The sequence below is a fragment of the Bacteroides sp. Ga6A2 genome, assembly GCF_000702225.1.
GTDB lineage: Bacteria > Bacteroidota > Bacteroidia > Bacteroidales > Bacteroidaceae > Ga6A1.
The window spans coordinates 25,062-46,303 of sequence record NZ_JNKX01000028.1 but is presented as its reverse complement, the minus strand read 5'-3'; the positions used below and the strand labels follow the sequence as shown (position 1 = coordinate 46,303).

21 protein-coding genes and 1 tRNA gene are annotated in these 21,242 nt (G+C 46.4%); 11 read left to right on the top strand and 11 right to left on the bottom strand.

What is annotated here, in order from left to right; translation table 11 throughout:
* Position 1 precedes the first annotated feature (1 nt).
* The 5 genes from mreC to T538_RS0108355 all read right to left on the bottom strand — a co-directional run bounded on the left by mreC (position 2) and on the right by T538_RS0108355 (position 3,582).
* On the bottom strand, positions 2–871 hold the full coding sequence (gene mreC, locus T538_RS0108375) for a rod shape-determining protein MreC (RefSeq protein ID WP_031533253.1): 870 nt from the start codon (positions 869–871) through the stop codon (positions 2–4).
* Between the two features lie 85 nt (positions 872–956).
* Entirely contained in the window at positions 957–1,976 is a 1,020-nt protein-coding gene (locus T538_RS0108370) for a rod shape-determining protein (RefSeq protein WP_031533254.1), read from the bottom strand.
* Positions 1,977–2,005: 29 nt separating this feature from the next.
* The gene (locus T538_RS0108365) at positions 2,006–2,602 is read right to left on the bottom strand and encodes an IMP cyclohydrolase (RefSeq protein ID WP_031533255.1); all 597 of its coding nucleotides are present in this window, start codon (positions 2,600–2,602) and stop codon (positions 2,006–2,008) included.
* Positions 2,603–2,739: 137 nt separating this feature from the next.
* Entirely contained in the window at positions 2,740–3,099 is a 360-nt protein-coding gene (locus tag T538_RS0108360) for a hypothetical protein (protein ID WP_031540999.1), read from the bottom strand.
* Between the two features lie 120 nt (positions 3,100–3,219).
* A complete protein-coding gene (locus T538_RS0108355) occupies positions 3,220–3,582 on the bottom strand; it encodes a hypothetical protein (RefSeq protein ID WP_155993073.1) in 363 nt (120 codons plus the stop codon).
* A 147-nt stretch (positions 3,583–3,729) separates the two neighbouring features.
* Here T538_RS0108355 and T538_RS0108350 point away from each other — a divergent pair, with 147 nt between their 5' ends.
* From T538_RS0108350 to T538_RS0108335, 3 genes are all read left to right on the top strand, one after another.
* On the top strand, positions 3,730–4,671 hold the full coding sequence (locus T538_RS0108350) for a DUF4861 family protein (protein WP_081834914.1): 942 nt from the start codon (positions 3,730–3,732) through the stop codon (positions 4,669–4,671).
* 620 nt (positions 4,672–5,291) lie between these two features.
* On the top strand, positions 5,292–5,939 hold the full coding sequence (locus T538_RS0108340; protein WP_031533260.1) for a hypothetical protein: 648 nt from the start codon (positions 5,292–5,294) through the stop codon (positions 5,937–5,939).
* 22 nt (positions 5,940–5,961) lie between these two features.
* The gene (locus T538_RS0108335; protein WP_031533262.1) at positions 5,962–6,414 is read left to right on the top strand and encodes a hypothetical protein; all 453 of its coding nucleotides are present in this window, start codon (positions 5,962–5,964) and stop codon (positions 6,412–6,414) included.
* 112 nt (positions 6,415–6,526) lie between these two features.
* Here the strand turns inward: T538_RS0108335 and T538_RS0108330 are convergent, their stop codons facing one another.
* The 3 genes from T538_RS0108330 to T538_RS0108320 all read right to left on the bottom strand — a co-directional run bounded on the left by T538_RS0108330 (position 6,527) and on the right by T538_RS0108320 (position 9,391).
* Positions 6,527–7,696, bottom strand: a complete 1,170-nt coding sequence (locus T538_RS0108330) for a DUF819 family protein (RefSeq protein WP_031533263.1) — start codon at positions 7,694–7,696, stop codon at positions 6,527–6,529.
* A 35-nt stretch (positions 7,697–7,731) separates the two neighbouring features.
* Positions 7,732–9,126, bottom strand: coding sequence for a glycoside hydrolase family 28 protein (locus tag T538_RS0108325; protein WP_031533264.1), 1,395 nt, complete (start codon positions 9,124–9,126; stop codon positions 7,732–7,734).
* A gap of 191 nt (positions 9,127–9,317) precedes the next feature.
* Positions 9,318–9,391 (bottom strand) — tRNA-Met (locus T538_RS0108320).
* Positions 9,392–9,558: 167 nt separating this feature from the next.
* On the opposite strand from T538_RS0108320, the gene T538_RS0108315 reads away from it, so the two are divergent.
* The 5 genes from T538_RS0108315 (at position 9,559) to T538_RS0108295 (ending at position 16,298) form a co-directional block, all read left to right on the top strand.
* The gene (locus T538_RS0108315; protein ID WP_031533266.1) at positions 9,559–11,475 is read left to right on the top strand and encodes an LptF/LptG family permease; all 1,917 of its coding nucleotides are present in this window, start codon (positions 9,559–9,561) and stop codon (positions 11,473–11,475) included.
* A 9-nt stretch (positions 11,476–11,484) separates the two neighbouring features.
* Complete coding sequence (locus T538_RS0108310; protein WP_031533267.1) at positions 11,485–12,699, top strand: bifunctional 3,4-dihydroxy-2-butanone-4-phosphate synthase/GTP cyclohydrolase II; 1,215 nt, start codon at positions 11,485–11,487, stop codon at positions 12,697–12,699.
* A gap of 27 nt (positions 12,700–12,726) precedes the next feature.
* Positions 12,727–13,476, top strand: a complete 750-nt coding sequence (locus T538_RS0108305; protein ID WP_081834915.1) for a Bax inhibitor-1/YccA family protein — start codon at positions 12,727–12,729, stop codon at positions 13,474–13,476.
* Between the two features lie 153 nt (positions 13,477–13,629).
* On the top strand, positions 13,630–14,826 hold the full coding sequence (locus T538_RS0108300) for a pyridoxal phosphate-dependent aminotransferase (RefSeq protein ID WP_031533269.1): 1,197 nt from the start codon (positions 13,630–13,632) through the stop codon (positions 14,824–14,826).
* 272 nt (positions 14,827–15,098) lie between these two features.
* Positions 15,099–16,298, top strand: coding sequence for a C10 family peptidase (locus tag T538_RS0108295; RefSeq protein WP_031533270.1), 1,200 nt, complete (start codon positions 15,099–15,101; stop codon positions 16,296–16,298).
* A gap of 126 nt (positions 16,299–16,424) precedes the next feature.
* On the opposite strand, the gene T538_RS18060 is transcribed toward T538_RS0108295, so the two are convergent.
* Complete coding sequence (locus T538_RS18060) at positions 16,425–16,589, bottom strand: 4Fe-4S binding protein (RefSeq protein ID WP_081834916.1); 165 nt, start codon at positions 16,587–16,589, stop codon at positions 16,425–16,427.
* Positions 16,590–16,769: 180 nt separating this feature from the next.
* Here T538_RS18060 and T538_RS0108290 point away from each other — a divergent pair, with 180 nt between their 5' ends.
* From T538_RS0108290 to T538_RS0108280, 3 genes are all read left to right on the top strand, one after another.
* Complete coding sequence (locus T538_RS0108290) at positions 16,770–17,477, top strand: type IX secretion/gliding motility protein PorT/SprT (RefSeq protein WP_031533274.1); 708 nt, start codon at positions 16,770–16,772, stop codon at positions 17,475–17,477.
* A gap of 122 nt (positions 17,478–17,599) precedes the next feature.
* Complete coding sequence (rplS, locus tag T538_RS0108285) at positions 17,600–17,953, top strand: 50S ribosomal protein L19 (RefSeq protein ID WP_031533275.1); 354 nt, start codon at positions 17,600–17,602, stop codon at positions 17,951–17,953.
* Between the two features lie 120 nt (positions 17,954–18,073).
* A complete protein-coding gene (locus tag T538_RS0108280) occupies positions 18,074–18,652 on the top strand; it encodes a KOW motif-containing protein (RefSeq protein ID WP_031533276.1) in 579 nt (192 codons plus the stop codon).
* Between the two features lie 84 nt (positions 18,653–18,736).
* Here the strand turns inward: T538_RS0108280 and T538_RS0108275 are convergent, their stop codons facing one another.
* Positions 18,737–20,185: an aminoacyl-histidine dipeptidase gene (locus T538_RS0108275; RefSeq protein WP_031533277.1), complete on the bottom strand. Its 1,449-nt coding sequence runs from the start codon at positions 20,183–20,185 to the stop codon at positions 18,737–18,739.
* Between the two features lie 5 nt (positions 20,186–20,190).
* The gene (locus T538_RS0108270) at positions 20,191–21,174 is read right to left on the bottom strand and encodes a lysylphosphatidylglycerol synthase transmembrane domain-containing protein (protein ID WP_031533278.1); all 984 of its coding nucleotides are present in this window, start codon (positions 21,172–21,174) and stop codon (positions 20,191–20,193) included.
* Positions 21,175–21,242: the final 68 nt, after the last annotated feature.

Below are 21,242 nucleotides of genomic sequence, written 5' to 3'. Positions count from 1 at the left end.
ATCAATTTATCTCCTTTAAATCGGCAATTCGTGCTGAATCCTCTACTGCCTTATGCTCCATAAGATGCGGATTGAGCAATACGTTTACATCGCGAAGTTTTCCGAAGTCGGTGCCAAGGCGCACCAGACATTGGTACGACAGTCCGTCGGCAGAGTAGTAAACCTTCTCAATCTTACCTACATACATTCCTTCGGGAAAGACCGAAGAGAAACCGCTGGTAACCACATAGTCGCCAACCTTGAATCGGGCGTGGCGCGGAATATCGTTGAGCCATGCCGTCTGAGTGTTTCCGCCGCTCCACGAAAGCGTACCGAAATATCCGCGGTCGCGGATGCGGCAACTTAGGTTCGACTTCTCGTTAAGCAACGGGATGACAAGCGAATAGTGAGCCGATGTGAGGTACACGATGCCAATAACGCCACGGCCGCCAACAACACCCATCTCGGGTTTCACGCCATCTTTGTAGCCCTTGTTTATGGTCAGGTAATTGCGCACCTTGCTGGTTGTGGCGTTAATCACCTGAGCATCGAGCAAGGTATAACCGTCGAGCGATGCCATCGCCTTCTCCTTGCTGTCAACGTGCTCCTTGTCGCCGTTAATCTTCTCGAGCTTCAGTCTCAGTTGAGCCACCTGACGCTCCAGAAGAATGTTCTGTCGGGTAAGTTCGCGGTTCTGCTCCTTTACGTCGGCATACGATGTAACCGCGCTCGACATATCGTACAGTTTGCCCGAAACGGCGTTTGCCGACGTAAGATACACGCTTGCCTGATAATTGTTGAAACGGAACAGCATTATGATTCCTATTATCTCGAGCAAGACAAACAGAAACCAATAATTATATTTCTTAATAAATTCAAGAAGTCGGTTCATATCATAGAAGAAAGTGATTAGCACGATTTTAACGCACTAATCACCTATAATATTAAAAACTTGCAGCGAACTAAAATATCCTCTCTTACATCAAGAACGAGAATCTGTCAACATTCTTCAGGGCAATGCCAGTACCCTTGGCAACAGAGTGCAATGGGTCGTCGGCAATGTGGAACGGAATGTTAATCTTCTCGGTGAGACGCTTGTCAAGGCCACGCAGCAACGCGCCGCCACCGCTCAGCCAGATACCGTTGTGAACAATATCGGCATACAACTCAGGCGGAGTATTCTCGAGTGCAGTAAGCACGGCTGTCTCAATCTTCGAGATGCTCTTCTCCAAGCAATGAGCAATTTCCTGATAGCATACAGGCACCTCCATTGGCAACGCCGTAATTCGGTTAGGACCGTGAACAACGTAGTCTTCAGGAGCGTCGTCGCCCAAATCGGTAAGGGCTGCGCCAACATGAATCTTGATACGCTCTGCCATACGCTCACTAACCTTTACGTTGTGCTGACGGCTCATGTACTCCTGAATGTCGGCTGTAAGGTCGTCGCCTGCCACGCGGATAGAGTTATTAGAAACAATTCCGCCAAGCGATATTACGGCAATCTCGGTAGAGCCACCGCCTATATCAACAACCATGTTGCCCTCTGGAGCCTCAACGTCGAGACCGATACCGATGGCTGCCGCCATTGGCTCGAATATCAGATAAACGTCGCGTCCGCCAGCATGTTCGGCAGAATCGCGCACGGCACGAAGTTCAACCTCGGTAGAACCCGAAGGCACGCCGATAACCATTCTGAGCGAAGGTGAGAACAGGTGCGAGCCAGAGTGAACCATCTTTATCAGACCGCGCATCATCTTCTCGCAAGCGTCGAAGTCGGCAATCACGCCGTCGCGCAAAGGACGCAGCGTGCGTATATTCTCATTAGTTTTTTCATACATCATCTTGGCCTTCTCACCAACGGCAATCATGTTGTTGGTGCGGCGGTCAAGAGCCACCACCGATGGCTCGTCTACTGCAATCTTGCCATCAGAGATGATGATGGTATTTGCAGTACCAAGGTCCATCGCAATATCCTGGACAAACGAAAAAAATCCCATTTATACTTTTCCCCAGATTTATTTGTTAATTACTTGCCCTCAAAATAAGCATGAATGGCTGTGTCGTAGTGTGAAGACACGCCGAATGCACGGGTTGCGAACCATCTGCGCTCCTCCTTTGTTGTCTGAGCACCGTTCTTTGTAATGATGTCGAGAAGAGGCTTGTACTCGTTCTTGCTTGGCACGATTACAACATCGTTGAAGTTCTTTGCTCCGGCACGGATAAGAGAGATGCCGCCTATGTCAATCTTCTCGATGATGGCTGGCTCGTCTGCGCCGCTGGCAACAGTCTCCTCGAAAGGATAAAGGTCAACGATAACCAAGTCAATCTCAGGAATCTCGTACTGAACCATCTCCTTCTGGTCGTTCTCAAGTTCGCGGCGACCAAGGATACCTCCGAAAATCTTTGGATGAAGGGTCTTTACGCGTCCGCCAAGGATTGATGGGTATGTTGTAACCTCCTCAACCTTCTGGCATGGATAACCCAAAGACTCAATAAATTGTTGTGTACCTCCTGTAGATAGAAACTTCACACCTTCCTCGTTCAGCTTAGCCAAAAGTTCCTCTAAGCCATCTTTATGAAAAACTGACACCAACGCAGTCTTTATCTTCTTAATTTCTGCCATTTTATTCGAATAAAATTGATTTTTGCGCAAAATTAGCAAAAATCAAGCAATTACAATAATAATGTATAAAAAAAATGCAGGTCGAAATCTTATTCACATAAAATTTCGGCCTGCTTCAGGGGAAAGATATTTTTTACTTACTGAATTTCGATGTTTTCGATGCCTGCGTTCTTTGCCATCATCAGAAGCATCTTTGTGTACTTAGCGTACTGTGCCTCCTCAAGGAGTGGCTTCATCATGCGGCAGTTGTTCATTATTGCCACGCGGATGCTCTCCTCTTTGTTTGCTGCTGTTGACTTTGCAAGATTAGCCAACTGATTGGCAAAGAATTTGTTTACGCTCTCAACCTTTGAGTACTGCGTTACAGACAAGCCAAGATATGCGTTAAGCTGGCTCATATCCATAGCAATCTGGTACTTATTCTCCAATTTCTCACCCGCCATTGCAACCGTATTGAAGCTCAAAGCAACAATCAGCATCAAAATAAATTTCTTCATAAACAAATTGTTTTATACCGTACTTAATAATTTTCGACTGCAAAATTAAATCGTTTTCGTACACACCGAATACAAAATCACAGAAAAAATGACATACCGGCACACTTTTATTGACAAATGTCAATTTCCGTACGCTTCTTTTTCGTACGGATTATCATAATAAGCCTTTTTATACGGCTTTTTCCACGGCTTGCATTTAAGCCATTGCCACAGATACGAAAGGTAGAACCGCTTCCAGCCCCCGCAACGGCGCGCCTGCTCCAGATGAACGGTTTCGTGCCTCAGAAGTTCGCTCCACTCGCCCGAACGCATCAACTCTACTATACGGCTGCGATTTTCGCGGCGGAACACGATTATGCCGCACCACATCAGCAGCAGATAGCCTCTGAAGGGGAAGTGCGTCATGGGCTTGAGCCTCAGGCGGCGCACCTTGCTGATGTCGGTAAACAGCATCGAAGCCAGAAAGAGTAATTCTCTGAGCATAAGCATTTTTCGGTCTTGCAGATTATCTTTCTCGAAGAAGAAAGGCGGCGGACAATATTTGCGCAGATGTAAAAGTACATATTTTTTCAGAATCGGATTACTTTTTCGTTCCGTTTTTTAACTTTATTCATTATCTTCGCATCCGTTATGAAACTACGCACAACCATATCCATTTTTATGCTTATTGCCGTTTCGCTTGCCCATGCGCAGAAGAGTTGGGTTTACGGCAGAGTTTTCCCGGAACACGGACAAGACCTCTCTTTCGAGAACGACCGCGTGGGCTTTCGTCTGTACGGTCCTGAGAGTCAGGAGAAAAACGAGAATCTATACGGCTACGACATCTTTGCCAAGCGCGTGCCTCACCTTGTCCTTAACAAGTGGTATGCCAACCAGTTCAGCCCAGTCTTCTGGAAGAGGATTGGAGAGTTGAAGAAGCGTGGCATGAAGCAAGAGGCAAACGCCCTGCAAGACTCAATAACCTATCACATAGACCACGGCGAAGGTGCTGATTTCTATGCCGTAGGGCCAACGCTTGGCGCAGGAACGAGCGCGCTCCTCGACGGCGACAGAATAGTCTATCCGTATTGCTACAAAACGGTCGAGATATTGCAGAACGGCCCTTATGTGTTCAAGGCTCACCTTGTGTTCACGCCGTTCAGCATCGGGGGCGACAAGAATGTTACGGAACATCGCATCCTCGAACTGAGGAAGGGCTCGCAGTTGTGCAAATGTACGGTTTGGTACGAGGGTCTTACACACGATGCCACCATTGTTACTGGAATTGTGATGCACAACCCAAGCACGGAGTTTTTTGCCGACGAGAAGAAGCGTTTTATGAGTTACAACGAGCCTTCGCAAAGTCCGCAAGCAGGCAACGGCATCATATATATAGGTGTAAAATTCGAGAAAACGCCCGAAAAGATTGAAAAACAGATGTTCGAAAAGCCTAAAGGTCAGGCGGTGGGGCATCTGCTTGCCTTCAGCCGTATTGGTGCTGGCGAAAAGTTTACTTACTTCTTCGGCTTTGGATGGAGCAAATATGGCTTCGAGTCTGAAAAAGAGTGGATTAAATACTTAAAGAAATATTAAATCTTTGGATTATGAACTTGTTTGAAAGATATTACATTGGCTTGTATAGATTTCTATTATCTGGTTGGGTATACAAAATAGGTGATTACATAGAAATGATGACCTCCTTACTACTCTACTCACTTATAAATTTAGTATTGGCATTAACATGCTTCATACTGAAAAAGGAAGGAGTATCAACAGACTTTATTTGCATTATTCACTACTTATACTGCCCTCTTACCCCTTATATTTGTGCATTCTTCCTTATAATGGGTTGGATATTGGGGTATGTTTATAGAAAAAAACTTAATAAATTAGCAAATACTGCCATTGGCGGATTTACAGAAGTAAAATATCCAAAGAAACTTTTTTATGGGATACTAAGCTTGTTATTTCTTTTTTTCTGTTGTAGCAGTACGTTTATTAGCATGATTATTCTTTTCGAAGTTTCAAAGCCATAGTTTTTCATATATCTGTTTTTTTGTAAAATATTTGCAGATATCAGAAATTATCCCGTACTTTGCAAAAGTGATGGTTATCAGACTTATGCAAACCATTTAAACGCAGAAAACACAACATTCAATCGCAAACTAATCAGAAAGGCTCAAAAGCCGTAAATTATCTTAGACACATAAAAAATGAAAACAAAATTCATTCTGGCAATGGCAGTCGCCGCATTCTTTTGCGCCCAGACAGCCCATGCACAATTCTTCAAGGCGCGCAAAGCACCAAAGAACGAACTTTGCCTCGATTTCGGACTCGGCATTTTTCCGCATGACAATCACTTCGACTCGTGTCCGACAAAAAGCAGCATCAATAACGGATGGTCTTACAGCAACAAAGACCTCGCTGGACAGAGTTACAATCTCACCTACCTCTACAACCTTAACAACAGATTAGGCATCGGCGTGCAAGCCGGACTGGAACAGTTTTACGAAGAAAGAACGTTACACAACGAATACTACTTTAACGATGCCGTTGCCGAGGATTCAGAACGCAACCTCTACTACGTTATGCCAACGGCAAGATTCTACATCGTAAGCCTTAACCACTTTGCCGTCTATGCCAGAGTTGCCGGCGGCGTGGGTTTCTCGCGCATAAGAGAGAAAGACCTTAATCCGCACGACGACCTCGACTTCAACTGCGGCAAGAAGAACGATATGTGTTTCGCTTATCAGATTTCGCCATTCTGCTTAGAGGCTGGCGGCGAGCACATTCGCGTGTTCTCAGAGTTAGGATTCGGCCATCAAGGCTTCTATACTATCGGTATAAAATTTGCTTACTAAAAACCTCAAAAAGTATATTCGTATGAAAAAAATATTACCTACCATCATCATTTTCATCACTCTGTTTTCAAACATCTTCTGCGACTGTAATGAGGACTATTACTACGGCAGACTGGTCGATGCCAATGGCGTTAACTTCAACATTCACGGCGGAACAGACTCGGTTAGAATAAGCAACTACAACGGAGCTGTCATCATCGATGCCACCGACTACGACTGGCACGGCAGCGACGTGAAAAAGACAACATACAGCACCAACGAGACTAAAGACATAGTAGAGGGCGAATGGTTCAAGTGCGAGAAGGTGGTTCACGACGAGATTTTCCAGTACTACAAAATTACGGTAAAGCCCAACACAACAGGCAAAAACCGAAAGGCCGACATAAGCCTGAAAGGAACAGAGCCACAAACACATAGCGACGGCAAAAGATTCTATTACGAAGAGACTCTGAGCATCTATCAGGATGCGAAATAAGAAATACTTGGGGTGCTTAAACAATCAGCCAAACAACCAATTCCGCAAGGCTAAAAACCCGAACGAATCCCGAAGGCATCCCGAACAAAACTAAAAAAAATGCTTCCGCTCGTCAGAAGACGAACAGAAGCATTTTTGCTAAGCCAAAGCCTATGTATGTCCCGGCTGCATAGCCAAACAGCCCCACGGCAATTCCCGGACCAATAACAGCCTTGTTGTGAAGTGCACCGCCCATAACAGGAGCAAACGGCGGACTGCATATAAGCGAGATGCTCGTGGTGAGCGTTGTATCGGTATCGACCCTGAAAATGGCACTCAGCAGCACATGGAAGAAGAGCGCGCCGATGGTTGCCACCGTGGTGAACATGAAAATATCGGGGTTTATGTTCTTTAGCGTTCCAAGGCTTACCTGCGATGCCACAGCCACGCTGAATATCAGAATAAAGAACGTGCCAGCCTCGAACGTGCGCTTTAGCGAGCGGATTCTCTTGTTCATCGAGGCAAGAACCGACAAAAGGCTTATGCCAAGGATAAAGACAGACTGGAACATATCCTTCGGGAATAGAAAAGCCACGCCTGCGCCCACAATTATTATGCCGGCAGAAAGCAGAAGCGACAAACCCAAGTCGCGCAGATTGTCGCGGCGGAACAAGCCAAGGAACAGTTCGTTTTCGTGATTCTCTACGCTAAGTTTGCCAAGTTCGGCATCCTCAGCATCCTTGTCGTTCTTAAAATCGGGCATGAAGAGTCCGAGAACCTTCTTCCCGAAGATGATGACGAAAAACAGATAAACGGCACTCAGCACCACGCTATAAGCCGAAACGAGAACGAAGACCGATTCGTCAACGCCAAGAGCCACCTTTAGAGATGCCAGATTGGCGTTTCCGCCAGTATAAAGCCCCGTAAGCATTCCGCCGATGTTGGCAAACATCACCCTGTCCAACTGTCCGTACAGCACAAAGCCCACGACAATGGCTATGGCACAGCCCAATATGCCGAAGATTAGCGACTTTATAAAGTCAGGGGCAAGTTTAGCCCACGACTTTATGTCGGCCGAAAACAACATAAGCGGAATGGCAAAAGGCACGGTTGCCGACGCAATGGTTGTCTGCACGCCATGAACCTCGTCGGTATCGGGAAAGACGCCGAGCAAGCCCAGAGTACACGCAATAATGTATGCCACAATAATGCTTCCCACCTTGTTCAGCAGGCTGCTTTTGTAAGTAAGCCACAAGATAAACAGCGGCGAGAGCACGCAGAAAAGAATGATAAAAATAGTCATAACGGCTGCAAAATTAGCAAAATTATGCCATTACGCTACCATCCCAGCGGCTTTATTTCTTTCTTCACAAACTTGTCGTAAGTTATGTTGTCTGTCGAAAGATTCCTTACGTTTGTCTGATTGTTTATAAACTCGTTCACCTCCTTTACATGGATGTTCTCGAGCCTTACGGTATCGATAGGCAGAAGAGCCGAGCCCTTTATGTCGTAGATGGCATTTGCCTGCTCGCACTCAATATTCCTCATCGAGATGTTACAGATACGTGTAGGACGTTCCTCGTATGTAGGCACAATATCCTTCCATTGGTACAGCACGTCGGTATCAATCTCGAAAGCGCGGCGCATACGGTTTGCCTTCACGTTCTCCATGCTAATGTTTTCGAGGAATCCGCCGCGGCGGATATTCGTCTTCATGTAGAAGAGGCGAATAACCTCGTCGGGCGACTCGCAGTCGTGCATATACACGTTTCTTATTCCGCCCGAAATCTCGCTTCCGATGCCCAGAAGACAATGTCCCTTCTTTATCACGCAGTTTCTTATTACGATATTCTGCGTAGGAGTAGCCAGTCGCCATGCATCCTGATTGCGTCCAGCCTTTATCACCACGGCATCGTCGCCTTGGTCGAACACGCAGTCCTCAATCACAAAGTTCTGCGACATCTCCAAGTCCACGCCGTCGTTGTTGTGCCCGTGTGCATATACATCGAGGTTGCTCACCCTTCCGTTCTTGCACATATACAGATGAATTGTCCAGAACGGGCTCTCGCGAATCTTGAATCCGTCGAGTTGCACGTTCTCGCATCTGTTAAGATGAATGAGATGCGGACGCAGATGGTTCTCGCCCTCTGCCATCTGGCGATATTTTACCGGAACATCGGTACTTGCCATAGAATAAAGTTGTCTGAGGGCGTTCATGTGCGCCTTTGGACGGGCAAACCACACCTTCCACAAGTCCATCTTAGGGCGGAGCGTTCCGCTTCCGGTTATGGCTATGTTCTTGCACTCGAAGGCATAGACGAGCGGCGAATAGTTGTAGCACTCAAAGCCCTCCCACGATGTCATCACGGCAGGCAGATAGTCGTCGGGATTGTCGGTAAAGTTAACCTCAGCCCCTTCGGAGAGATAGAGATTAACGTTGCTCTTGAAATGTATAGGACCTGTAACCCACGAACCGGCAGGCACAACTACCCTTCCGCCGCCAGCCTTGCTGCAAGCCTCCATCGCCTTGCGGAAAGCCTGAGTGTTTGCCTTGGCATCGCCTTTCTTTGCGCCGTAGCGCGTTATGGGAAAATCTTTCTTTGGAAACTGGAACAACTCGATGTCGTTCATCGGGAACGGAGCCTCTTTTGCCGAGACGACATTCTTCTGCGCCACGGCCGTGCTGCCTGCCACCACAAACAGCATAGCAATAACAAGTCTTGAAATATTCATAATAAGCGTTATAGTTTTTCGTATGTTCCTGAAAACCGGAACATCAGCACAAAGTTAAAATAAATCTTTCAGCCTCAGAACTTTCGGCGTTGCAAAAATCAGAATTAGGGCGTAAATAAATCAAAAAGAATCCGCTTTGGCGGCATATAAACAAAAAAGGTCGTACTCGAAAGTACAACCTCTTGGCTTTGTAGCGGGACCCGGGATTGAACCGGGGACCTCATGATTATGAATCATGCGCTCTAACCAGCTGAGCTATCCCGCCAAATCATCTCATTGCTGAAATGCGGTGCAAAGATACGACAATTTTCCGAACCTGCAAATTTTTAGTGAAGATTTTTGCATAAAAAAGTAAAAATAATCCGAAAAACATATATACATTATGCTTTTTATAGTAATTTTGCAACGATTCACACATCACATACTGTATAGATGCAGTTATTAAAAAAATTAGACATATTTATATTAAAGAAGTTCATCACGCTGTTCTGCGGCACATTCTTCATCTGCCTGTTCATTTTCATGATGCAGTTTCTGTGGAGATATGTTGATGAACTCATAGGCAAGGGACTCGAAATATCAGTTTTGGCACAATTCTTCTTCTACTCGGCTCTTACGCTGGTGCCAATGTCACTTCCACTGGCAATACTACTTGCATCACTCATATCATTCGGAAACCTCGGCGAACAGTTCGAGTTGCTGGCAATAAAGGCAGCAGGAATATCGCTGTTCAAGACCATTCGCCCACTCGTAGTATTTGTATGCCTGCTGGGCGGCGCATCGTTCTACTTTCAGAATGTGGTGGGTCCGAAGGCGCAGTTGTCGCTCTTTCAACTTATCATCTCGATGAAGCAGACATCGCCCGAGCTCGACATACCCGAGAAGGTTTTCTACAACGAGATTAGCGGCTACAACCTGTACGTTGAGAAGAAGGACAAGGAGACGGGTATCCTTCACGGAGTGATTATATATAATGTAGCCGACGGCTTTGAGAATGCCCACATCATACTTGCCGACTCGGGAAAGCTCGAGATGAGCAGCGACCAGCAGCATCTGCTGCTGCACCTGTACAGCGGCGAGCAGTTCGAGAACCTGAGAGGCGACCAGTTCGGACAGATGAGGGCTAACGTGCCATACCGTCGCGAGACGTTCTGCGAGAAGCATACAATCATCGACTTCAACTCGGGATTCAACATGACCGATGCCGACCTCAGCGGACGCTCTGCCATAAAGAACATGGCACAACTCGACCAGAGCATCGACTCCATGACGCTTCACTACGACAGCGTGGGAATAAGGAACTATAAAGAAGTGAAGATTTCTATCTTCCAGACAATATCGAAGAAGGAACAGGCGAAAGCCGACAAATATGCCAAGGAGATTGACGGCAACGCCAACATCGACACGGCGTTCAGCCACCTTACAAAAGAGGCGCAGGTTGCCGCCATACGCTCGGTTTACAACCGCGTGAGGATGCAGAAGACCGACTTCGAGTTCAAGAAAGCCATAATGGAAGAGGGCGACTTCCAGATTAGAAAGCACAAGACGGAGTGGCACCGAAAGATTTCGCTCGCGCTTGCCTGCGTCGTGTTCTTCTTCATCGGAGCACCTCTGGGAGCCATCATCCGCAAGGGCGGACTGGGAATGCCGGTAATCGTGTCGGTGATAATATTCATCTTCTACTACATCATCGACAACTCGGGCTACAAGATGGCGCGCGACGGCGAGATTCCGGTGGTACTGGGAATGTGGATAAGCACATTCATCCTTGCGCCGATGGGACTGTTCCTTACGTACAAGGCAAACAACGACTCGGCGGTGTTCAACAAAGATGCTTATGCCAACTTCTTCCGCAAACTGCTGGGACTCAGACTCTCAAGACACGTTGCACGAAAGGAAGTCATCATCTATCCGCCAAACTACGACACTCTGCCCGAACGGCTCAACGCTCTCACCGAGGAGTGCGAGGCATACTCGAGCAAGCACAGGCTCATCGTTCCGCCTAACCCTCTCAGGATATTCCTGCGCAACCGTCCCGACGTGGCGGTAGAGGAGATAAGCGAACGCATGGAGGCTCTGCTCGAAGAACTGGGCAACACAAAAGACACGGTGCTCATAGGCATGATAAACGAATATCCGATACTTGCCGTGAGCGCGCATACAAGTCCGTTCGGCAAGCGATGGAAGAATCTGCTGTCGGGACTGTGCCTGCCACTTGGAATTATACTTTACCTGCGCATCTGGCGTTTTCGTCGCAGGCTATACAGAGATATGAAGAAAATTGTAAAGAACAACAATGACATCTGCGTACGCATTGGGGTTCTGCGCGACAAAAAACTGATTGACTAAACATAACGTATGAGCGAATTTAAATTAAATACAATCGAAGAGGCAATAGCCGACTTCAAGGAAGGAAAGTTCGTAATCGTGGTAGATGACGAAGACCGAGAGAACGAGGGCGACTTCATCACCGCAGCCGAGATGATTACACCCGAGAAGGTGAACTTCATGCTACAGAACGGACGAGGCGTGCTATGCTGCCCTATCACCATCTCGAGAGCCAAGGAACTCGACCTTGGCCATCAGGTTGAGGACAACACATCCATGCTCGGCACGCCGTTCACCATTACCGTCGACAAGTTGGACGGATGCACCACAGGAGTTTCGGCACACGACCGCGCCGAGACAATAAAGGCTCTTGCCGACCCAAACTCAACCCCTCAGACATTCGGTCGTCCGGGACACATCAACCCGCTCTACGCTCAGGACAAGGGCGTTATCCGTCGCGCCGGACACACCGAGGCTGGAGTAGACTTGGCTCGCCTTGCAGGACTTCAGCCGGCTGCCGCCCTCATAGAGATTCTTAACGAGGACGGAACGATGGCACGAATGCCACAACTTCAGGAAGTGGCAAATAAGTTCGACATCAAGATTATAACCATACGCGACCTCATAGCCTACCGTCTGAAGCAGGAAAGCACGGTAGAGAAAGGTCCGGAGGTGAATATGCCAACCGAATACGGAAACTTCAGAATGACAGTATTCCGCCAGTTGAGCAACGGCCTTGAGCACTCAGCCTTGGTAAAGGGCACTTGGGAGGAAGACGAGCCTATTCTGGTTCGCGTACATTCATCGTGCGTTACGGGCGACATCTTCGGAAGCCAGCGATGCGACTGTGGAGCACAACTGCACACAGCCATGCAGGAGATTGAAAAGGCAGGAAAGGGCGTGGTTCTTTATATGAATCAGGAAGGTCGCGGCATCGGTCTGTTCAACAAAATAAGAGCCTACAAACTGCAGGAAGAAGGCTTGGACACCGTAGATGCCAACACACACCTTGGCTTCCAGCCCGACGAGCGCGACTATGGCGTCGGAGCTGAAATCCTCCGCCAGCTTGGCGTTAAGAAGATTAAGCTCTTGACAAACAATCCTGTAAAACGTGTAGGCCTCGAGGCTTACGGCTTGCAGATTGTCGAGAACGTGCCAATCGAGATAAAGCCTAACCGCTTTAACGAGAGATATTTGAAAACAAAAATGGAGCGAATGGGTCACACCCTTCACTTCAACAAATAAGTTTAAAACCAAAAAAAACAAACAACTATGGCAAATTATCCTAATTTTGACCAGCTCCAGTCTAAGGCTGGTTACACCACAGAATCAAACAACCGCGTTATATACTCAGAGAACGCAGTTGCAACTCTAATGCGCAACATGTACGTATGGATGGCTATCGCACTTGTAATAACAGGCTTCACAGCCTTTGCTGTTGCAAACACATACTCTATGATATCTGCACTCGTCACAAGTCCAATAATATACTACGGACTCATCTTCGCAGAATTGGGACTTGTGTATTACCTCTCATCACGAATCTTCAGAATGTCGTTTGCTACGGCAGGATTACTCTTCGCTGTATATTCGATAGTCAATGGAGTTACATTGAGTCTTATCTTCTTGATATTTAAGATTGGTTCAATCGTCTCAACATTCTTCATCACAGCCGGAACATTCGGCGCGATGGCAGTAGTCGGCTCATTCCTGAAGAAAGACCTCAGCTTCATCGGTCGCTTTGCGCTCATGGCTCTTATCGGTCTCATCATCGCTGGCGTCGTTAACATTTTCATGAGAAGCGAAGGCTTCAGCTTCATCATCGCAATTATCGGCGTACTCGTATTCACAGCCCTCACAGCCTACGATGCTCAGAAGATGAAGAACCTTATTGCAGAGAACGGCTACGAGATTAACGAAAACACACAGAAACTGGCACTTATTGGCGCACTCGAACTGTACCTTGATTTCGTTAACTTGTTCTTGTATCTGCTCAGACTTTTGGGCTCTCGCAGAGACTAATCATCAAGAAATAGAAAAAATCTGTTAAAAATGCGGTTTACAAGTCATTTTGTAAACCGCATTTGCTATTTTTCGTTAATATTTTTTGAAGAATAAAGAAAAGTTCGTACCTTTGCACACCAGTTTAAACAACAATAGATAACTTATAGAATAATGAACCAACTATCCGACCGTCTGAACAGACTTTCGCCTTCGGCTACCCTTGCAATGTCGCAGAAGAGTAGCGAGCTAAAGGCACAGGGAATTGACGTTATTAACCTAAGTGTAGGTGAGCCAGACTTCGACACTCCCGACTACATCAAGGAGGCAGCAAAGAAGGCAATCGACGAGAATTACTCAAGATATTCTCCGGTTCCGGGCTATCCAGCACTTCGCAACGCCATCGTAGCCAAGCTGAAGAACGAGAACAACCTCGACTACACTCCAGCGCAGATTCTTTGTTCAAATGGCGCCAAGCAGAGCGTGTGCAACACCATTATGGCACTCGTAAACGAGGGCGACGAGGTAATCATACCTGCTCCATATTGGGTTAGTTACCCACAGATGGTCAAGTTGGCAGATGGCGAGCCTGTAATCGTAGAGGCTACTTTCGAGCAGAACTTCAAGATTACTCCAGAGCAACTCGAGGCAGCCATCACTCCAAAGACACGCGCACTCATCCTCTGCTCTCCATCAAACCCAACAGGTTCGGTTTACACTAAGGAGGAACTCGAGGCTCTTGCAGATGTACTGAAGAAGCACGAGCGCGTAATCGTTATTGCCGACGAGATTTACGAGCATCTTAACTATACCGGCATCAAGCACGCAAGCATGGCATCGGTAGATGGCATGAAGGAGCGTACGGTAATCATCAACGGTGTGTCAAAGGCATACGCAATGACTGGCTGGCGTATAGGTTTCATCGCCGCTCCAGAGTGGATTGTAAAGGGCTGCAACAAACTTCAGGGTCAGTACACAAGCGGTCCGTGCTCAGTATCGCAGAAGGCTGCCGAGGCTGCATACACAGGTTCGCAGGAGCCACGCGAGACTATGCGCAAGGCATTCGAGCGTCGTCGCGACCTTATCGAGAAGTTAGCAAAGGAGATTCCGGGATTCGGCGTAAATCACCCTACTGGTGCTTTCTACCTCTTCCCAAAAATCGACTCTTACTTCGGAAAGTCGTACAATGGCACAACCATCAACAACTCAACCGACTTTGCAATGTACCTGCTTAACGAGGCACACGTTGCAACAGTAGGCGGCGATGCCTTCGGAAGTCCAAAGTGCTTCCGCATGAGCTACGCTACAAGCGACGAGAACATCACCGAAGCTATGAAGCGCATCAAGGAGGCTTGCGCTAAACTGAAATAAGACCTATTTCACAGACTTATATAATAAACCAACGGAATCTTGTCCGTCCTTAACTGGGCGGGCAAGATTTTTTGTTACTGATTTAAATCAAAAAGAATCTTTATCTAATTGAAAACGACAAGAAATATTCGTCATTATCCTACTTTTTCTATATCTTTGCAACAAATAAATCGATTTAAAACTACTGTACTTGACAGCAAAATAAACAAGTAGCAATGCCTGAAGCTTTTAGAAGGCTATCTAAACATCAAAAGAAAGGATGTTAAATTCTTATGAAAAAAATCATTATTCTACTAATCTCATTAGTTTTTCTCTTCTCATGTAACGAAGAAGAAAAGACAACCACAGCAAGCAACAAGTTCAATGTCGACAAGAAAGACATCGAGATGGTTGTAAACGACCTTACTGCCAAGACATCAAAAGACGGTTTACAAATAGTCAGCATAGACTCAATCTTAAACCACGAGCATACAACAAGAGGAGGAAGCACAAATACTCCACAGAATCTGCTATACTTTGTCAAGTTGTCAGACAACTCGACCGTAATAGTTGCCGGCGACAAGCGTGCAGAACCAGTCTACGCACACATCAACAACCTTGAACTCAAATTCGGCAATGGCAAACTGCTAAACCAGAATGAAGTTCCAGAATCGTTCAGATACATGCTTGGAGTTTCTGCAGCATCAATAATCAACAGTATTAGCAGCAATAGCGAAGTCAATCCTAACTGGACTGCAAATTCAACAAGAACCTCGGAAGATTCTGAGAATACTCAACCTTCAAAATGCAAAGTTGCATGGGGAGAGGGCAATCCTTTCAACCTGAAATCTCCAGCCTCAAATGGCGAAAACAGTTCAGAAGGAAAGGCTCTTGCAGGCAGTACGACTATTGCTACAGCACAAGCACTTACAGTATTATGTGAAGACTTTCATATTTTCAAGGGATACCGTCTGAAAACATCATGGGGCGCATTAAGAACGCGCAACACCTTTTCAAATCAAGACGAAACAGAGGATATTTCGAATATCGTAAAAAGAATAGCTGAAAATATCGGCATATCGTACGACAAGAACGGAACAGCAAGCACCAGCACCAAAGTTGCCATAAAGTTCCTGAACTATAATCTTGGCGGAGCATACGGTCACGACAGCGATTGGGAGAAGGTTGAATTGAACATGAAAGACAATCCTTGCGGCATCTCTTTCCTATCGGGCAATCCAAAGAGCAACGGATGGATTTGGAAAAGGCTCGGAATGGATAAGCCAAGCCAGACAGAACATTGCATGCTTCTTGACGGCTATAAGAAAGTGAACGGCAGAACTCTATTCTACATCAACCTCGGATGGAACGGAGAAGGAAACGGCTATTATCTCTACGACAACAAAATATGGAATGACAACGCGCCTAAAGAATACAATCTGAACATGAGCGTTTACAACTTCCACCTCGACACCGATTTCGACGATTTTTAACGGCATAAAAAAAATGCAACCTTTTCGTGAGGTTGCATTTTTCATCTTGCAAAAAAACAAAAAAACGGGCAACCCTGTGGGAAGCCCGCTAAATCTTCTAAAAACAAAAGTCAATAGAGAAAACGATTACTTGTGGATTGCCTCAGAAGGACAAACATCAGCACAAGTAGCGCACTCTGTGCAAAGATCTGGGTCGATTACATACTTTTCACCCTCTGAAATTGCACCTGATGGACACTCGTCAATACATGTACCGCAAGCGATACAATCGTCGCCAATAATAAAAGCCATAGTCGTTTGTTATTTTATTTATTAGTACATTAAAACGAACGGCTCAAAATATCGTCCGTTCATTGTGCAAAGATAACCATTATTTTAAGTCCTACAATACTTTCAACAAAGTTTTTTTGCTAAAAATTATTTTTTGTATAAGTTTGCAATTCTTTTAAACTTATTGCGTTAATATAAACAATGACACGTCTGATTCTTATATATTTTCTGCTGATTTTCGGCTTCTGCCCTGCCCTGCACGCACAGCAGCGGCGTGTGCAGAACAGACCGTACATCGACCAGCGGCGACTGCACTACGGATTTCTGATAGGAATACAGGAGCAGGACCTCGAATTTACAAACAATGCCCGCATAACCGAAGACGGCGAATGTTGGTATGCCGAGGTTTCCGAATACAATCCGGGATTCGAAGTCGGAGTGCTTGCCGAACTGTATCTTACAAAGCACTTGGCGCTGCGCATAATACCAACGATGCACTTTGGCGAGAAGAACATCACCTTCGTCGAAGAGACATCGCGGCAGAAGTACATGCAAGACCTGAAATCGACCTACATAACCTGCCCTGTCGACCTGAAATACAGCGCAGAGCGATTCAACAACTATCGCCCTTACGTCATGGCAGGAGTGGCTCCGATTTTCGACCTCACAAGCAAGAATAATCAGGCATTAAAAACCAAAAAGGGCGACTGCATGATTGAGGTTGGCTTGGGCTGCGACTTCTATCTGCCCTATTTCAAACTCATTCCCGAACTGAAATTCTGCTTCGGACTGAGCAACGTAATAGACAAAGACAGAAAAGACCTGAACGACAAAACATTACTGAAATATACCGACGCGGTAGACAAGATAAGTTCAAAAATGGTGGTGCTTACGCTTTATTTTGAATAACAATTTGTGTAACTCAAAAAAAAGTCGTATTTTTGCAACCGCTTTCGCATCAGTCGCTGGCAGGGAAGAGTAACCTGTTATGCTGGTGACGGCACAATTAACAATTAAAATTTCAAAAACAAATGGATTTAATTAAGATTGCAGAAGAAGCATTCGCAACTGGCAAGCAACACCCTTCATTCAAGAGCGGTGACACAATCACAGTAGCTTACAAGATTATCGAGGGTAACAAGGAGCGTATCCAGTTGTACCGCGGTGTTGTTATCAAAATCTGCGGACACGGTGACAAGAAGCGTTTCACTGTACGCAAGATGTCAGGTACTGTAGGTGTTGAGCGTATCTTCCCTATCGAGTCACCAAACATCGATAGCATCACTGTAAACAAGGTGGGTAAAGTTCGTCGCGCTAAGTTGTACTACTTGCGTAACCTTACTGGTAAGAAGGCCCGCATTCAGGAAAAGAGAGTTAACGCTTAATCTTTTCAGAGAAGAGATAAAAAGGAAGCATTACCTGATGCTTCCTTTTTTTGACCTTCGCAACACCTCACTATTCTGACTAACAGAACCCACATCTACACCAACTCGAATTTCTGATTTATGATAGACAAGAACAAAACGCTATGGTTTCCGATGAGAGTGCGATATTCGTCTGCTCCGCGAATGCTTGCACTCAGAGATGAGTTGAACCGAATAGGCTGCGAATGTTACATTCCGATGGAATACAGGCAGATTGGCGAGCATACCAAGTTCGTGCCGCGAATAAGCAACCTTATCTTTTTGCATGCGCCATATACCTACATCTCGCAGATAAAGCAGCAGCCCGAATTCATAAACCTTAGTTATATAATGCACAACGTTCCGTTCGAGAAGACAAAGACGAGCGAGGCCCTCTACGTTCCGGAGAAGATGATGAACGACTTCATACGCGTAACAAACGAGCAGAACGAGCAAGTAGTATTCCTCGACAACATGGACTTTGCATGCAAGCCGGGTGCACACGTCAAAATAACCGAAGGCGCATTTGCCGGAGTCGAGGGCGTGGTTAAGAGCATAAAGAAACACCTCTGCGTGGTTCTGCCTATAAAAGGTGTGGTTGCCGTTGCCATAACCAACGTTCCGAAGAAGAACCTTATGTATATCAAGGACGAAAGCGATACAGGAACAGAAACGACATGACAGAAATCTCTATATAGTAAAAAGCCGGTTATTACAATCTCTGTAACAATCGGCTTTTTCAATTATATAGATAAAACTTTTAAATTATAAAGTCTCTACAAGTTTGCGAACCAAATCGTAGAAGCGAGAAACGCTTGGGATGTGGCAACGCTCGTCTGGTGTGTGAGGGCTGCGCAATGTAGGGCCGAAGCTTACCATATCCATTTCAGGATACTTGCTGCCAATCAAACCGCACTCCAATCCGCCGTGAGTAACGTTTACGATAGCATCCTTTCCGCTCAGTTCCTTGTAAACCTTCTTGGCTGTCTCGAGCAGAGCAGAATCGAACTTTGGAGACCAACCGCTGTAATCGCCCTCTGTCTCAACCTTCATTCCTGCCATTGAGAAGCAACTCTCAATCATAATGGCAACATAACGCTTCATTGAGTCTACGGCACTACGAGCAAACAACTCGATGCGCACTTCTGAAGCAGTAAGATTAACGATTGCAAGGTTTGAAGAAGTCTCTGGAACCTCAGGCATCTCAGGAATGTATCTGTGGACGCCGTTGAAGCAAGCAAGGATTGCAGAAACGATATTGTCGCGAATCTCCTCTGGAACAACCTCCTTCGGCATTTCTACAGCCTCGATTGTAAGTTTGATGTTAGACTCAACGCCCTTGTATTCCTCGTTAAACTGAGCCTGATAATCGGCAACGAGCGATGTGATTGCCTCCTCGTTTCCGGCAGGAACAGTTACTATAGCCTCGCACTCGCGTGGAATGGCGTTGTGCATGTTTCCGCCGTGCCACTCGGCAAGTTCGGCATCGCACTCAGCAATAGCATCGTAAACAACACGCGCCATCATTTTGTTGGCATTGCCTCGGCCTGTGCCGATTTCCATTCCTGAATGACCGCCGTAAAGTCCGGCAAGCGAAATCTTGAATGCCTTGTCGGTTGCATCGGCCACCTCAGGCTTGTATTCCATTGATGCGAAGATGTTTAGACCGCCTGCGCATCCAACGGTAAACTCGCCTTCGTCCTCAGAGTCCATATTAAGAAGGTATGAGCCTTTCAGGGCATCTTCCTTCAGACCGAATGCACCCTCGAGACCAGTCTCCTCGTTTACAGTAAAGAGAGCCTCAAGCGGACCGTGAACGAGCGTATCGTCTTCCATGATAGCCATTGCAGCAGCCACGCCCATGCCATCGTCGGCACCAAGGGTTGTATCGGTTGCACGAACCCACTCGCCATCAACATAAGGCTTCAGAGGATCGGTAAGGAAATCGTGGTTGCAGCCTTTGCGCTTCTGCGGAACCATGTCCATGTGAGCCTGCATAACGATGCCCTTGCGATGCTCCTGTCCCGGAGTGGCAGGCTTGCGGAGGATTACGTTACCAGCCTCGTCGAGTATAGTTTCAACACCTATTTTCTTTCCGAATTCGAGCAGATGCTGCTGCATCTTCTCAAGATGATAAGATGGATGCGGAACCTGCGTAAGATCGTAGAAATGCTTCCACAAACGCTTTGGTTCTAAATTCTCAAGTTCATTCATACGTTTTATGATTTTTGTTTATTTGTTAAATTCAATGCAAGCATTCCGTAGATGCCGAGGGCGATGACGAGCAGCGTCTGTATCGTATGTACGATGAGGGCGAACATCGCGCCCTTAGCTGCCTCGACGCCATAGAGCATGAGCATCGTCTTTACGGCAAAATGCCACGGACCGGCTCCGTTTGGTGTAGGAACAACGACAGCAATACTGCCAACCACAAAGATGACGAGCGCAGCCATCATTCCAAGTCCCGAAGTATATTCGAAACAGAAAAAAGTAAAGTAGAAATGCAAGAAATACGATGCCCAGATTCCAAATGTAAGGAAAATGAACAGTGGCACGTTCTTCACCTTCTTTACAGACATCACGCCTTCCATCAGTTTTCCGAAGATGTCCTTGACCTTCGACATAAGTTGAAGTTTATGAAGCAGCGCAACGAGCATCGCCACCAAAACAACAATGCACACCGCCGTAACCCAATATCCCGTTGCAGAAAAGCGGCTCAGAAAGCCTGTGAAACTCGTTCCGGTTCGGCGGAAGAACGAAAGGAACACCGGCAGTTGGATAAGGAATGTGACAACCGTGATGCCAAGCACCACCACCGAGTCGATGATTCTCTCGGTAAGTACCGTTCCGATAGCCTTCGTAAACGACACGCCGTCGTTGCGCTTCAGTATTCCGCAGCGGCTCACCTCGCCTATTCGCGGAATTGCCAGACTTGCCGCATACGACACAAGAACCGAATTTATGCAGTTAGAAGTTGTAGGGTGTTCGCCCAGCGGCTCCAAGGTCTGTTTCCATCGCCATCCTCTGAACACCTGAGCCGAAATGCCGAAAGGGAACGAAAGAATCATCCACGTCCAATTCATCTCTGAAAAGCCTTCCCTCAATTCATCCCAGTTAAAGCCGCGGTACATCCAATATAGTATGACGCCCCCCAAAACAAAAGGGAACACCACTTTTATCGTCTTTGTTATCAATGTTATCAATTTTTGTTCTTATCTTTGCACTTGCAAAAAACATTTGCAAATATAAATATTTAATTTCTATTCACTAC